Below are 13,472 nucleotides of genomic sequence, written 5' to 3'. Positions count from 1 at the left end.
CAAGGGCCGCGCTCAGCGCGCGGCCGTGGCCTTGCCGTTGATGAAGCCGCGCAGCTGCGACTGCAGCCACTGCGGGTCGTCCCACATCAGGAAATGGTAGCCGGCCTGGCTCATCTCCACGCGCACGCCATCGAGCTTCGTGTACTGGCTGCGGAACAGCTGGGCGGTCGACTCCCTGGTGGCGCCGTAGGGCGCGTAGGCCGCCCACGAAGCGAGCACCAGCGTGGGCGCCTTGATCGCGCCCAGCGACGGGCGCAGGTCGGTGGTCATCATCTCGCCCATGGCTTCGGCCGTGGTGGCGCGGTCGCTGGCCATGCCCCAGCCGACGATCTGCGCCACGCGCGCCGGGGCGTGCACCATGCCGCGTGCCGCCGCTTCGGCCTGGGCGCGGTAGGCCGCATCGTCCGCCTTGAGCATTTGCGCCCGCAGTCCGGCAATCATCGGTTTCATCGACTCCGCGGTGGCAGCAGGGTTCTGCGCGGCGGGCAGGAACGGCAACGCGTCGACGATCACCAGCTTGTCGATCGCCTCAGGCCGCGCGATCGCCATCTTCAGCGCGACCACGCCGCCCAGACTGTGGCCGACCACCACCGGATGCGCGAGATGGTGCTGGTCGAGGTAATCGAGCAGGCCCTCGCTCATGTCGTCCAGGTAGTGTCCGCTGGCGATCGCCGGCTGTCCGGCGAAGCCCGGCAGCTGGGCGATCAGGCATTGCACGTGGTCCGCCTGGAGCGCGGCGCAGGTTTCTTTCCAGGTGTTTGCGCCGCTGTTGAGGCCCGGGATCATCAGCACCGGCCGGCCTTCGCCCACCACCGTGACGGTGATGCCGTGGTCGGGGGCGTCGGCAGCGTATGCGTCGCGGGCGGCCAGGCCGGCGGCGCCGACGGCCAGGGCGAGGGCGGCCAGGCGGATGCCGCGGCGGATCAGGTTAAGGCTGTGCATGGCAGGTCTCCTGTCGGGTTGGGATGGAAAAAGCCTGCCCGCCCGCGAACCGTCGCTGGCGAAAAACATGACGAGCGGTCGGCCACGGCGATGAACGGCTGCGAGGCCCGACCGGCGAGCGGGCGATCAGCCGTTTGGACTTCTATCCTTTTATCGCGATGAACGGATAGAATGCCCGCCTGCCCTGCAAGGACCTTATCGCCCATGCCCGCGATCAGCTTCGAATTCTTCCCGCCCAAGACCGACGAGCAGCGCGCGCAACTGGACCGCGCCGCACAGCTACTGAAGGCGCATGCGCCCGACTACGCCTCGGTGACGTTCGGGGCCGGCGGCTCGACGCTGAGCTACACCGGCGACACGGTCGCGCGGCTGCATCGGCAGCACGGTCTGCCGGTGGCGCCGCATCTGTCGTGCATGGGCGGCACCAAGGCAGAGATCGCCGCGTTGCTGGACGGCTACCGCGCCGCCGGATACCGGCGCATCGTGGCGCTGCGCGGCGACCTGCCCTCCGGCATGGCCTCGCCGGGCGACTTCCGGTACGCGGCCGAGCTGGTCGCGTTCATCCGCGAACACTCCGGCGATCACTTCCTAATCGAAGTGGCGGCGTACCCGGAAACCCATCCGCAAGCCGAGGATGCGCTGCGCGACCTGGCCCATTTCAAGGCCAAGATCGATGCGGGCGCCAACGGGGCGATCACGCAGTACTTCTTCAACCCGGATGCGTATTTCCGCTTCGTGGACGACGTGCGGCGCCTGGGCGTGGCCGTACCGATCGTGCCGGGCATCATGCCGATCACCAACTTCAGCCAGCTCAAGCGCTTCTCCGACGCCTGCGGCGCGGAAATCCCGCGCTGGATCGTCAAGCGCATGCAGGCCCACGGCGACGACGCCGAGTCGATCCGCGCACTGGGTGCCGAGGTGGTCGCGCAGTTGTGCCGGCGCCTGCTCGACGGTGGCGCGCCGGGGCTGCACTTCTACACGCTGAACCGCGCCAGGGCCACGCAAGCGGTGCTCGTGCAACTGCACTGAAGCTTTCCGGCCGGGCCGCTATGCTCGGGCGATGCCCCCACTGCGCCTCGCCTTGTTGCTGTTGCTGGCCATGGCCGCCCTGCCCGCCCGCGCGCAGTCGCCGATCTACCACTGCATCGCCGCGGACGGCCATCCGGTTTTCACCGACCAGCCCTGCGCCAACCTGCAGGCCACGCTGGCGCCCACGTCATCCACGCCTGCGCAGACGCCTTCGCTGCGGCCGCCCGCGGTCACCTGCGCCGCCGACGTGGACCAGCTGCGCGGCGCGGTGATCGACGCTTTTGCCAACGCCGACGCCAACCGCCTGGCGGGGCTGATCCTGTGGGGTGGCTACGGCGAGCATGCCGTGGTGGCCGACATCCGTGCCCTGGCCGCCTTGATGCGGCGGCCGTTGGTGGGCATCGATCTGCCCGGAGAGGATGCCGGCGACGCCGGCGCATCCGAACTGATCGTCCACACGGTGCCCGAGGACGGCAGCATGGAGAGCGGCGACACGCGCTTCGCGATCGAACCCCGCGCCGGCTGCCTGTGGCTGCGCCAGGAGTAGGCACGCGCGGGCAACGGTGCCCAGCGGTTATCATGGGCGGTCCCCTGCAAGGAGAATCGCCATGGCGCAGCAGTACCCCGAGTGGATCTGGCAGAACGGCACGATCAAGCCGTGGCGCGAGGCCACCACCCACGTGATGTCGCATGCGCTGCATTACGGTTCCTCCGTGTTCGAAGGCATCCGCAGTTACGCCACGCCCGACGGCGCGGCGATCTTCCGCCTGACCGACCACCTGAAGCGCCTGTACCAGTCGGCGCGCATCTACGACATGGTGCTGCCCTACTCGCAGGACGAGCTGGCCGCGGCCTGCCGCGAGGTGATCAAGAAGAACGGCCTCACCGCCGCCTACCTGCGCCCGGTGGCCTACCGTGGTCTGGGCGGCTTCGGCCTTTCGGCCGAAACGCCGATCGACGTGGCCGTGGCCGCCTGGCCGATGGGTCCGTACCTGGGGCCGGAGGCGCTGGAACAGGGCATCACCGCCTGCGTGTCGAGCTGGCAGCGCTTCGCGCCGAACACCATTCCGGCCGGCGCCAAGGCCGGTGGCAATTACCTGTCCGGCCAGCTGATCGCCCGCGAGGCGCGCCGCCTTGGCTTCGGCGAAGGCATCGCGCTGGCAAACACCGGTCTGCTCAGCGAGGGCGCAGGCGAGAACCTTTTCCTGGTCTTCGACGGCGTGCTGCACACCACGCCGGCCAGCGCCTCGATCCTCACCGGCATCACGCGCGACACGCTCAAGACGCTGGCGCGCGAGGACGGCATCGAGGTGGTCGAGCGCGACCTGCCGCGCGAGTACCTGTACCTGGCTGACGAGGTGCTGATGTGCGGCACTGCCGCCGAGGTCACACCGATCCGCTCGATCGACGGCAAGCAGGTCGGCAACGGCACGGCCGGGCGCGTGACGCGGCGGCTGCAGGAGCTTTACTTCGGGTTGTTCGACGGGCGCACCAACGACCAGTGGGGCTGGCTGGAGCCGGTCTGAGCGACGGCAGCGCTTCGTAAAAAAAAGAAGGGCCGCAATGCGGCCCTTCTTTTTTGATGTTCCCGCGAGCCCCGGCCCCTCACCCCAGCCCTCTCCCCAGGGGAGAGGGAGCAGCGTCACGCGGGTTAAAAGACCAGGCTGGCGATGGCGCCGTTGGCGTCGTTGCGCGGGCGCATCGACACCTGCCAGCCGTAGAGGTCGCACAAGCGGCGCACGATCGCCAGACCGAGGCCGGCGCCGCTGCCGCCGGCACCCTCGCCGCGCACGCCGCGCTGGAACAGCCGTTCGGCGTCCTCCGGCTTGATGCCCGGGCCGGTATCGATCACCTCGATGCGGCCGCTGCCTACCTCGACCTTTACCTGGCCTTCGAGCGTGTACTTGATCGCGTTGCCGATCAGGTTGGTGAGCGCCACGGAAAGCACCGAGGCCGGTGCGTTCACGCTCACCGCATCGCGGATGGTCAGCTCGATGTCCAGCGGCTTGTCGCGCATCTGCGGACGCTGGCTCTCGATCACGTCGGCGGCGACCTTGGCCACCTCCGTGGTCTCGCCGCGGGTGGGACCACGACGTTCGGCGCGCGAGAGGAGCAACAGCGCCTCGATCAGCTCGGTGGCCTGGCGGGAGGCGCGTTCGATGCGTTTTAGCCGTTCGCGCAGCTTGTCCGTGAGATCGGGTGAGCCCTGCAGCAGTTCGGTGGTGCTGGCGATCACCGCCAGCGGCGTGCGCAGTTCGTGACTGACGTCGGAGTTGAACTCGCGGTCGCGCTCGACCATCGCCGTGAGCCGTGCGGCGTATTCATCCAGCGCCAGCGCCAGCTCGCCGACCTCGTCATTGGCAAAATGCGATGCCAGCGGCTCGGCCTTGCCGGCCTTGCGGAAATCGCGCAGGCGCGTGGCCAGTTCGCTGACCGGTTTCAACACCTTGCGCGACAGCCACAGGCCGATCGCCAGCGAGAGCAGGCCAAACAGGAACACCGCCGCAATCACGCTGATCAACAGCTGCTGCTTGCCCAGCTCCTCGCGCGTCACGTCGTAGCGAACGAAGCTGATGATGTGGTTTTCGCGATACACCGCAAGCTTGTAGTGGTGCTGCTTGCCATCCTCGCCCTGCTCGAAGATGTCGTGGACACCGGTATCCAGACCCTGCCAGGCCAGCGGCGCCTTGTAGAGCGTGCGGTCGCTCTTGGTCATGCCGGTGATCAGTTGCGAACCGGGGCCCGGCGCGTTGGGATGCTCCTGGGCGTAGTGGTTCGCGTACCGGGCGTCGTCGAGCAGGCTGGCGTTGACCAGCTGGTCCTCCACCCGCGTACGGATGTTGAGCGCCGCAAAAGCAAACAACGCGCTGAGGCCGAAGCCGAACAGCGCGAAGGAGACGATCAGGCGGAACCGCAGCTTACGCCTGGACAGCATCCGGCTCGACCATGCGGTAACCGATGCCGTGGCGCGTGTGGATCAGCGGCTTGTCGAACGGCTTGTCGATTGCGGCGCGCAGGCCGTGGATGTGCACGCGCAGCGAGTCCGAATCGGGCAGTTCCTCGCCCCACACGCGCTGCTCCAGGTCCTGGCGGGTGACCACCGACGGACTGGCTTCCATCAATGCCTGCAGGAGCTTGAGGCCGATCGGGTTCAGCTGGATCGACTTGCCGTCGCGGCTGACGGTGAGCGTGTCCAGGTTGTAGGTGAGGTCGGCGACCTTGAGCACGCGGCTCTGCGGGCCCTTGCCCCGACGTGCCAGCACTTCCAGCCGCGCGGCCAGCTCCTGCAGCGCGAACGGCTTGGTCATGTAGTCGTCGGCGCCGGACTCGAAGCCGGTGAGCTTCTGTTCCAGCGCGTCGCGCGCGGTCAGCATCAGCACCGGGGTCTGCTTGTGCGCCTCGTGACGCAGCTTGCGCGCCACGTCCAGGCCGTCCATGCCCGGCAGGGTGAGGTCCAGCACGATCACGTCGAAGTCGTGCACCACGGCCAGGTGCAGGCCGGTCACGCCGTCGCCGGCGAAGTCGACCACGTGTCCGCGGTCTTCCAGGTAGTCGCCAATGTTGGTCGCGATATCGCTGTTGTCTTCGATCACAAGGACACGCATGCGCCACTCCAAAGGCTACTGGTCGATCAGGGCAGCAAGCTTAACAAGCTCGCCGACGGATGGCGGCTGGACCGGGCCGCGGCCAATAAAAAGGCCCAGATGCCCGACTCGTCGTCGCTGCACCTGGGCCCAAGCTTACTGCCCCGATACCGAATCTGCCGGTGTCGACCAAGCGGTCGCCGCCAGCACATGCAGTGGGGTCTTTATAGGGCCCAGGCGGTTACGGTGCGGTTAACCATGTCTCACATGGCCGTTAACGGACGTGCCCGGCGCGGACGTTCTAGTGCAGTACCCGTGAAGAAAAGCTCAGGCGCCTGCCTGGTCTTCCAGGTGCCGGATGATGTGGCCGGAGACGTCCACACCGGTGGCTGTCTCGATCCCTTCCAGCCCGGGCGAGGCATTGACCTCCAGCAGCAGCGGACCGCGGTCCGAGCGCAGCAGGTCCACGCCCGCTATCCCCAAGCCCAGCGCCCCGGCAGCGCGGATGGCGATGCGTTTTTCCTCGGCGCTCAGGGTGGCCTTCACCGCGGTGCCGCCGCGGTGCAGGTTGGCGCGGAAGTCGCCCGGGCTCGCCTCGCGCTGCATCGCCGCGATCACCTTCTTGCCGACCACGAAGCAGCGCAGGTCGCTGCCCTTGGCTTCGGCGATGAACTCCTGCACCAGGAAGTTGGCGTACAGGCCACGAAAGGCCTCGATGACGCTCTGCGAGGCGCTGCGCTTCTCGGCCAGCACTACGCCGGTGCCCTGGCTGCCTTCGTTGAGCTTGATGACGTGGGGCGGTTCGCCGAGCATCGCCAGCACGTCGTTGGTGTCGTCGGGGTTGTCGCCGAACACGGTCACCGGCATGTCCAGCCCGTGCGAGGCGAGGATCTGCAGGCAGCGCAGTTTGTCGCGCGCGCGCAACACCGCGTCCGACGAGTTGGGCGTGTATACGCCCATCATTTCGAGCTGGCGCAGCACGGCCGTGCCGTAGAAGGTGGCGGTAGTGCCGATGCGCGGAATCACCGCGTCGATGTCGCGCAACGCCTTGCCCTTGTAGCGCACCGACGCCTGCCCTGGAGCGATGCGCACATAACAGCGAAGCGGGTCGAGCACGCGGACCACGTGGTTGCGATCGCGCGCGGCCTCGACCAGCCGGCGGGTGGAATAGAGCCGCGTGTTGCGCGAGAGGATCGCGATCTTCATGGAAACTGGCCGTGGTGAGGTTCGTTGGCGATCCGCGCCACCGGCTCGGCGGCAAAAACCGGGCGCGGGCGTGGCTGGGTGTAGGAAAGCGAGGGGTCGACCGCGAAACGCCCAAGCAGCGCGCTGCGGCCCAACAGCATCGGAAACAGCATGTGCCGGCGGTCGGTCAGGCTGACCTCGATCGGATAGCGCTCGCCGGCCAGCAGCACGTCGGTACGCACGAACCAGCGCTCGGTGCCGTGCCCGCCGGTGTCGGTGACCACGCGCCGGCCCAGCGCCGGCGCCTCGCACCGGACGCTGCGCGGATGCAGGCGCCGGCCGACGGTCATCGAGAACCGCAGCCAGGTCGCACCCTCGCGCTCGAACGGCTCGAGAGTATCCACGTGCAGCGAGCTGGATCGGGCGCCGGTATCGAGCTTGGCCTTGAGCATGTCGATACCCAGCTGCGGCAGCGCCAGCCGTTCCCGCCAACCGAGGGTGATCACGTCTGTCATGGGCGTGTGGCCGGGGAGAGAGCGATAGGGACGTGCAGCTTCCGCCATGGCGGTCGAGCGGGCGTGAGTTAACCGCCGACCAGTTCGTGGTAAGGCGGCAGGTTGATCACGGTAGCCGCCTCGCTGTCGTAGGCGCGTTCCAGGTCCTCCGCGGCGCGCGACCAGTCTTCGAGCAGGTGGTATGCGTCTTCGCCTGCACCGCCGCTGGCCACCTCTTCGCGCAGGGAACGCACCTGCCAATCGACGGCCTGGATGGCGATGACCAGCGTCTGGGCTTTGATCTGGGGCATGGCGGCTCCGTGCTTGATGATCCGGCTGCATGCCAGCCGCCTCGCCTTCGCGATCGCAGCGCCAGCCATGTTGTCCAGCGTTGCCCTTTGGACCCGGAAGCCGCCTCCCGCATCGCCAACGGCACAAAGCCGCATGGTTGCCAGCGACTGCCAGGGCCAACGAAGTGGGTTGGAGCGGGTGAAGGGAATCGAACCCTCGTCAGTAGCTTGGGAAGCTACAGCTCTACCATTGAGCTACACCCGCATTCGCCGCCGATGGTAACCCGGGAGGCGGGAGTTGGGGAACGGGGCCACGCCCGCCTGCGCCCGGTGCGCGCTTCCCGCACGGGGCATGAACCGCACATGGCGGCCGGCTGAACCGTTGCCGACCCGGCGCGTTACAGGATCACGCGTCCGCCCATAATCGGTCATCGCCTCGTGACGTCAGCCGTTTCCATGGCGCGTACACGGCGGAGGGACGACCCATGCGTGCACTTTCGAAACTGCAGCTGTTCTGGCGCTCCTGCGCCGCCACCCTGCTGCTGTGCGGCGCCGGCGCCCTGCACGCGCAGGCGACCGACGACACCGCGGGCGATCCGCCCGACCGGGTCGCCCGCCTTTCCTACCTGGAAGGCGACGTCGGCCTGCTTCCTTCGGGCGCGCAGGACTGGGGCGATGCCGGGATCAACCGGCCGCTGACCACGGGCGACCGGCTGTCCAGCACCGATGGCGCACGCGCCGAGCTGGAACTGGACGGCGCCGCAGTGCGCCTGGACGGCGGCACCGACGTGGGTTTCCTGCAGCTGGACGACCAGTTGGCCCAGCTCGAACTCACCCAGGGCACCCTCAATCTCACCGTCCGCCAGCTCGACGATGGCCAGAGTTACGAGATCGACACGCCCAACGTAGCGCTGGTGGTCGACCACCCGGGCAGCTACCGCGTGGACGTGGATCGTGACGGCCGGTCCACCCGCGTCACGGCCTTCGACGGCAGCGCCACGGTCTACGGCGAGAACGACGCGCGACGGCTGGTGATCGCCGGGCGCAGCTACCGCTTCGGCGACTCCGCATTGACCGGCGTGGACGTGGAAGACATCGCCGGCGGCGACGACTTCGATGCTTGGTGCGACGAGCGCAGCCGCCGTTACGCCGATTCCGAATCGCGCCGTTACGTCTCAGAGGACGTGATCGGCTATCAGGACCTGGACCAGTACGGCGAATGGCAAAGCGATCCCGAGTACGGGCGGGTCTGGTATCCGGCGCGGGTCGATACCGGCTGGGCGCCCTACCGCGACGGCCATTGGGCCTGGGTTGGCCCGTGGGGCTGGACCTGGGTGGACGACGCGCCCTGGGGTTTCGCGCCCTATCACTACGGCCGCTGGGCCTGGCGCAGCCGCGGCTGGTGCTGGGTGCCGGGCCCGATCGGCTGGCGACCGGTCTACGCGCCCGCGCTGGTCGCCTTCGTCGGCGGCAGCCACTGGCGCGCTTCGGTGGGCAGCGCCCCGGTCGGCTGGTATCCGCTCGGCCCGGGGGACGTCTACGACCCGTGGTATCGCAGCAGCCGCCGTTACTACACCCAGGTCAACGTGACCAACATCCACGTGCACAACACGGTGATCGTCAAGCGCGTCGACCGCCGCTACCGCGACTGGCACCGCGGCATCGCCCCGCCGGTGCGCGCCTTGCATGGCGGCGGTCCGCGCGGCTTCACGGCCGTGCCGGGACGTGTCTTCGCCGGCGCCGACCGCGTGCAGCGCCATCGCCTGGACATCGACCCTCGCAAGCTCGACGGCGCTCGCCTGCTGACCCGCAACGCCACGCCGAAACCCACGCCGCACAGCTTCGCGCCGCCACGCGGCCCGAAGGCGCGACCGTTGCCGGCGCAGGGTTTCCGGCGTGAAGTCGTGGCGCGCCATGCGCCGCGCATGGAACGCGTGGCCGGGCGTATCGACGCGTCCCGGCCGCGCGCCGCCACGCCCACGCCCACCCACGTGCGCGTGCTGCGGCCGCATGCCGACACGCTGCCGGCGATCGCGCACATCGCTCCGGCCAGGCGTGCGGACGCTTCGCCGGGGGTGCGGCGCGCCCCAGCCCCTGCCGATGTGCGCGGCCCGCGCTTGGACGCACGGGCGGATCGCAATGGAATGCGTGAGGCTCGCGGCACCGGGCCCTCCGCACGCGCGACACCGCGCGACGCCCCGCTTCGCCAGGGCGAACTGCGCTCGGCGCGCTTCGTGCGCAGTCATGCGGCGCGTCCGTCGGCCGAACCCCGCCCCGGAGTGAGCTTCATCGCCACCGCCGAGGCCGACCGCGAACGCGCGGCGCGCACCGCACCGACGCTGCCGCAGGTGCCGCGCATCGAGCGCAACGGCACGCCGCGGGCACCGACGCATCGGCCCGACGCCGACGTGGGCCCCCACCTCCAGCGCGCGCCCGCCGACGCGCGGATCGCGCCCCGGCAGACCATGCAGCGGGCGCCGGACTTGCGCGGCAACGACCGTGGAGCCCTGCCGTCGAACATGCGCCGACCCGACTTCGACGCGGAACTGCGTAACCGGGCAGCCCCGCCGCCGCAACCGCAACGCTTCCAGCGGCCGCCGGACTTCCGCCAGATGAGGCCCGTGCCGCACGCGGCCCCCGCGCAGCAACGCGAATCCGCACCGACGCCACGGCAGGCGCCGCGGTCGCAGGCGCCGGCGGCGCATCCACGCCACGTCTCGGCGCGGCGGTTCGATCCCGAGCATTGATCCTTGGCGGCGCCCTCGCGGCGCCGCCGCTACAATGCGCCCCCCGCGGCATGGCGCGTCCGTCGCCATGCCATCGCACTCCAGGCGCATGCCGTGAACGACCAGCCCGAACATCCCCAGAGCTCCCCCTACCTGCGCCGCATCCGCAGCTTCGTGTTGCGCGAGGGCCGCATGACGCCCGCGCAGCAGCGCGCCTTCGACGCCCACTGGTCGCGCTTCGGCATCGACTACACCGGCGCGCTGCAGGACTTCGATGCGCGCTTCGGGCGCGCCGCCCCGCGCGTGCTGGAGATCGGCTTCGGCAACGGCGAGGCGCTGGCCTGGGCGAGCGAGCACGATCCGGTGCGCGATTACATCGGCGTGGAAGTGCACGGCCCCGGCGTCGGCCGCCTGATGAATGCGCTGGCCGCACGCGAGGCCGGCAACGTGCACCTCTACAAGCACGACGCGGTGGAAGTGCTCGAGCACGAGATCGCACCGGACTCGCTGGCCGAAGCGCGCATCTGGTTCCCCGACCCCTGGCACAAGAAGCGCCACAACAAGCGGCGCATCGTGCAGCCGGAATTCGTCGCACTGCTCGCCACGCGCATGGCGCCCGGCGGCCTGCTGCACCTGGCCACCGACTGGGAGCCCTACGCCGAGCACATGCTGGAAGTGATGGAAGCCGCTCCGGCCTGGCGCAATGCCATCGCGCCCGGGCAGTACGCCGAGAAGCCGGCCTGGCGCATCGAGACGCATTTCGAGCGGCGCGGGCTGAAGCTCGGGCACGGGGTATGGGATCTGCTCTACCGCAGGGCGTGATGCTCGGCGCCTCCTCTCCCGGAAGAGTCGGGGTGAGGGGCCGCACTGGTCTCGGCCCCGCTCACCGGGCCATGGGTTGAGAGCTTCGCGCATGGGTCGGCTTCCCTGCGAGCCCCGACCCCTCACCCTGCCCTCTCCCCGGAGGGGAGAGGGTTCAAAAAGCAAGGCCGCGTGTATTGGCCCCATTGCGAGTGAACAGCTCCCTCTCCCCTCCGGGGAGAGGGGTGGGGTGAGGGGCCGCACTGGCCCCAGCCCTGCTCACGGGGCCATGGGTTGAGGCTTTGCGCATCGGCGGCTTCCCACGAGCCCCGGCCCTCACCCTGCCCTCTCCCGAAGAGGAGAGGGTTCACCGGCGTGGCGATGCGCAGCCTCCAGGTTCACCAGCCGCAGCAACGCCCCGCTTATACTGGCGGGCAAACAGGGACGGGCCGCCGCCGCGTGAGGCATCCACTGCAAAACACCATCGCCTTCGACCTCCAGCCTTACCTGGACGCTCGCTAGTGGCCCTCGCGCTCACCCCCGAAATGATCCTGGTGCTCGGGCTGGTGGGCTTCACCATGCTGATGCTGGTGCTGGAGTGGATCCGCGCCGACATGGTGGCGCTGCTGGTGGTGGTGGTGATCGGCCTGACCGGGCTGATCCCCTCCGACCGCGTGTTCAACGGCTTCGCCGGCAATGCGGTGATCGCGATCATCGCGATCATGATCATGGGCGCGGGACTGGACCGTGCCGGCGTGCTCTCGCTGACCGCCAACTTCGTGATGCGCATGGCGCGAGGCAAGGAATCGCGTCTGGGCGTGGTGATCAACTCGGTCACCAGCCTGTTCAGCGCGGTGATCCCGAGCCAGGCACTGGCCGCGCTGATGATCCCGGTAACCAGCCGCCTGTCCGCGCGTACCGGCGTGCCGATCTCGCGGCTGCTGTTGCCGATGGGCTTCTGCATCCTGACCGCGACCAACACCACGCTGATCGCCAACTCGCCGCTGATCGTGCTCAACGACCTGATCGCCAGCGCGAATGCCAACCTGCCGCCGGGCGCGCACACGATCCCCAAATTCGGCCTGTTCAGCGTGACCCCGGTCGGCCTGGTGCTGGCGCTGCTGGGCATCACCTATTTCTGGCTCTTCACCCGCAAGCTGTTGCCCGAGCGCGAGGACGAGCGTCTCAAGGTCACCCCGGGCCGCACCGAAAGCTACTTCGCCGAAACCTACGGCATCGGCGGCGAGACCGCGGAGCTGACCGTCACCGCCGAAAGCCCACTGGTCGGCATGAGCATCGGCGAGGTGGAACAACTGCACGGCGCGCCGCTGATCCTGGCGATCAAGAGCGGCAACGACGCGCGCATGGCGCCGCCGGTGGACTACGTGATCTGGGTCGGCTCGGTGCTCGGCGTGCTCGCGCCGCGCGAGGAGATCAGCCACTTCGCCAACAACCAGCTGTGCAAGGTCTCCCCGCGCATGCGCCAGCTGGGTGAGCTGTTCAACCCGACCCGCGCGGGCATCTCCGAGGCGGTGCTGCCGCCGTCCTCGCGCTTCCTCAAGCAGAACGTGGGCGACCTTCGGCTGCGCAAGCGCTATGGCATTTCGGTGCTGGCGATCAACCGTGGCGACCAGGTGTTCCGCGACGACGTGCGCGGCGTGAACCTGCGCGCCGGCGACACGCTGGTGCTGCACTCGAGCTGGCGCGACTTGGCGCTGGCGGCCGAGGACAAGGACCTGGTCGTCGTCACCGACATTCCCAAGGAAGAGCAGCGCCCGGGCAAGATCTGGCAGGCAGTGGGCTTCTTCCTGCTGGCCAAGTGCCTGGCGCTGTTTACCCACCTGGACCTGTCCGTGGCGATGATGACCGGCGCGATCGGCATGCTGCTGACCGGCGTGCTGAACATGGACGAGGCCTACAAGGCGGTCAACTGGAAGACGATCTTCGTGACCGCGTGCCTGATTCCGCTGGGTTGGTCCATGGATGCCACCGGCACGGCCGCCTGGCTGGCCCAGGAGGTGCTGGACAAGCTGGGCGGCGCCTCGCCGTGGGTGCTGCAGACATGCCTGGCGGTGCTCACCCTGCTGTTCTCGCAGGTGATGTCCAACGTGGGCGCGACGGTGATGATGGTGCCGATCGCCATCAGCGTGGCGGTCGCCACCGGCGGCAATCCTTCAGCCTACGCACTGATCGTGGCGGTATCCTCGTCCAACACGTTCCTGCTGAGCTCCGGCCATCCGGCGCTGATGATGGTGGCCGGCCCCGGCGGCTACCGCGGCAAGGATTTCCTGCGCGTGGGCATACCGCTGACGCTAGCGATGCTGGTGGCCACGCTGGTGGTCATCAACCTGCTTTTCGACTGATTCTTCACTGAATCGCGAAGCGGTCGCGACAGGCCCCTGGGCCCCTCCCTTGCAGGCA

The 13,472-nt window shown here is 68.9% G+C and carries 12 protein-coding genes and 1 tRNA gene; 6 read left to right on the top strand and 7 right to left on the bottom strand.

Going from position 1 to position 13,472, the window contains the following annotated elements:
- Positions 1 to 12: 12 nt before the first annotated feature.
- Positions 13 to 942 carry an alpha/beta fold hydrolase gene (locus ACFWZ3_RS12410; protein WP_439708030.1) on the bottom strand — a complete coding sequence of 310 codons (930 nt, stop codon included), beginning with the start codon at positions 940 to 942 and terminating at the stop codon, positions 13 to 15.
- 204 nt (positions 943 to 1,146) lie between these two features.
- Between ACFWZ3_RS12410 and metF the strand changes: the two genes are divergently transcribed.
- The 3 genes from metF to ACFWZ3_RS12395 all read left to right on the top strand — a co-directional run bounded on the left by metF (position 1,147) and on the right by ACFWZ3_RS12395 (position 3,497).
- On the top strand, positions 1,147 to 1,971 hold the full coding sequence (metF, locus tag ACFWZ3_RS12405) for a methylenetetrahydrofolate reductase [NAD(P)H] (protein ID WP_439708029.1): 825 nt from the start codon (positions 1,147 to 1,149) through the stop codon (positions 1,969 to 1,971).
- A 31-nt stretch (positions 1,972 to 2,002) separates the two neighbouring features.
- Positions 2,003 to 2,518, top strand: a complete 516-nt coding sequence (locus ACFWZ3_RS12400) for a DUF4124 domain-containing protein (RefSeq protein WP_439708028.1) — start codon at positions 2,003 to 2,005, stop codon at positions 2,516 to 2,518.
- A gap of 61 nt (positions 2,519 to 2,579) precedes the next feature.
- The gene (locus ACFWZ3_RS12395; protein ID WP_439708027.1) at positions 2,580 to 3,497 is read left to right on the top strand and encodes a branched-chain amino acid transaminase; all 918 of its coding nucleotides are present in this window, start codon (positions 2,580 to 2,582) and stop codon (positions 3,495 to 3,497) included.
- Positions 3,498 to 3,622: 125 nt separating this feature from the next.
- Here ACFWZ3_RS12395 and ACFWZ3_RS12390 read toward each other — a convergent pair whose 3' ends face one another.
- From ACFWZ3_RS12390 to ACFWZ3_RS12365, 6 genes are all read right to left on the bottom strand, one after another.
- On the bottom strand, positions 3,623 to 4,906 hold the full coding sequence (locus ACFWZ3_RS12390) for a sensor histidine kinase (RefSeq protein WP_439708026.1): 1,284 nt from the start codon (positions 4,904 to 4,906) through the stop codon (positions 3,623 to 3,625).
- Entirely contained in the window at positions 4,890 to 5,576 is a 687-nt protein-coding gene (locus tag ACFWZ3_RS12385; protein ID WP_091340102.1) for a response regulator transcription factor, read from the bottom strand. The genes ACFWZ3_RS12390 and ACFWZ3_RS12385 overlap by 17 nt, the downstream gene beginning before the upstream one ends.
- A 306-nt stretch (positions 5,577 to 5,882) precedes the next feature.
- Positions 5,883 to 6,761, bottom strand: a complete 879-nt coding sequence (rimK, locus tag ACFWZ3_RS12380) for a 30S ribosomal protein S6--L-glutamate ligase (RefSeq protein WP_439708025.1) — start codon at positions 6,759 to 6,761, stop codon at positions 5,883 to 5,885.
- Positions 6,758 to 7,255, bottom strand: coding sequence for an ATP-dependent zinc protease family protein (locus ACFWZ3_RS12375; protein ID WP_439708024.1), 498 nt, complete (start codon positions 7,253 to 7,255; stop codon positions 6,758 to 6,760). The genes rimK and ACFWZ3_RS12375 overlap by 4 nt, the downstream gene beginning before the upstream one ends.
- Positions 7,256 to 7,323: 68 nt before the next feature.
- Complete coding sequence (locus ACFWZ3_RS12370; protein ID WP_439708023.1) at positions 7,324 to 7,545, bottom strand: hypothetical protein; 222 nt, start codon at positions 7,543 to 7,545, stop codon at positions 7,324 to 7,326.
- A gap of 170 nt (positions 7,546 to 7,715) precedes the next feature.
- Positions 7,716 to 7,789: transfer RNA gene (locus ACFWZ3_RS12365), tRNA-Gly, on the bottom strand.
- A 220-nt stretch (positions 7,790 to 8,009) separates the two neighbouring features.
- On the opposite strand from ACFWZ3_RS12365, the gene ACFWZ3_RS12360 reads away from it, so the two are divergent.
- The 3 genes from ACFWZ3_RS12360 to ACFWZ3_RS12350 all read left to right on the top strand — a co-directional run bounded on the left by ACFWZ3_RS12360 (position 8,010) and on the right by ACFWZ3_RS12350 (position 13,414).
- Positions 8,010 to 10,271 carry a DUF6600 domain-containing protein gene (locus ACFWZ3_RS12360; RefSeq protein WP_439708022.1) on the top strand — a complete coding sequence of 754 codons (2,262 nt, stop codon included), beginning with the start codon at positions 8,010 to 8,012 and terminating at the stop codon, positions 10,269 to 10,271.
- A gap of 171 nt (positions 10,272 to 10,442) precedes the next feature.
- Positions 10,443 to 11,072 carry a tRNA (guanosine(46)-N7)-methyltransferase TrmB gene (gene trmB, locus ACFWZ3_RS12355; RefSeq protein WP_439708111.1) on the top strand — a complete coding sequence of 210 codons (630 nt, stop codon included), beginning with the start codon at positions 10,443 to 10,445 and terminating at the stop codon, positions 11,070 to 11,072.
- Between the two features lie 524 nt (positions 11,073 to 11,596).
- Positions 11,597 to 13,414, top strand: coding sequence for an SLC13 family permease (locus tag ACFWZ3_RS12350; RefSeq protein WP_439708110.1), 1,818 nt, complete (start codon positions 11,597 to 11,599; stop codon positions 13,412 to 13,414).
- Positions 13,415 to 13,472: the final 58 nt, after the last annotated feature.

The organism is Frateuria sp. GZRR35, from assembly GCF_051900415.1.
Lineage (GTDB): Bacteria > Pseudomonadota > Gammaproteobacteria > Xanthomonadales > Rhodanobacteraceae > Frateuria_A.
This window is presented reverse-complemented; position numbering and strand designations above follow the sequence as displayed.

What these genes read in the sequence shown, in the direction of transcription:
- ACFWZ3_RS12375 (WP_439708024.1), bottom strand. Translation starts at nt 7,255, where the DNA reads ATGACAGACGTGATCACCCTCGGTTGGCGGGAACGGCTGGCGCTGCCG.
- trmB (WP_439708111.1), top strand. Translation starts at nt 10,443, where the DNA reads ATGACGCCCGCGCAGCAGCGCGCCTTCGACGCCCACTGGTCGCGCTTC.
- ACFWZ3_RS12385 (WP_091340102.1), bottom strand. Translation starts at nt 5,576, where the DNA reads ATGCGTGTCCTTGTGATCGAAGACAACAGCGATATCGCGACCAACATT.
- ACFWZ3_RS12400 (WP_439708028.1), top strand. Translation starts at nt 2,003, where the DNA reads ATGCCCCCACTGCGCCTCGCCTTGTTGCTGTTGCTGGCCATGGCCGCC.
- ACFWZ3_RS12360 (WP_439708022.1), top strand. Translation starts at nt 8,010, where the DNA reads ATGCGTGCACTTTCGAAACTGCAGCTGTTCTGGCGCTCCTGCGCCGCC.
- rimK (WP_439708025.1), bottom strand. Translation starts at nt 6,761, where the DNA reads ATGAAGATCGCGATCCTCTCGCGCAACACGCGGCTCTATTCCACCCGC.
- ACFWZ3_RS12395 (WP_439708027.1), top strand. Translation starts at nt 2,580, where the DNA reads ATGGCGCAGCAGTACCCCGAGTGGATCTGGCAGAACGGCACGATCAAG.
- ACFWZ3_RS12370 (WP_439708023.1), bottom strand. Translation starts at nt 7,545, where the DNA reads ATGCCCCAGATCAAAGCCCAGACGCTGGTCATCGCCATCCAGGCCGTC.
- ACFWZ3_RS12350 (WP_439708110.1), top strand. Translation starts at nt 11,597, where the DNA reads ATGATCCTGGTGCTCGGGCTGGTGGGCTTCACCATGCTGATGCTGGTG.
- metF (WP_439708029.1), top strand. Translation starts at nt 1,147, where the DNA reads ATGCCCGCGATCAGCTTCGAATTCTTCCCGCCCAAGACCGACGAGCAG.
- ACFWZ3_RS12390 (WP_439708026.1), bottom strand. Translation starts at nt 4,906, where the DNA reads ATGCTGTCCAGGCGTAAGCTGCGGTTCCGCCTGATCGTCTCCTTCGCG.
- ACFWZ3_RS12410 (WP_439708030.1), bottom strand. Translation starts at nt 942, where the DNA reads ATGCACAGCCTTAACCTGATCCGCCGCGGCATCCGCCTGGCCGCCCTC.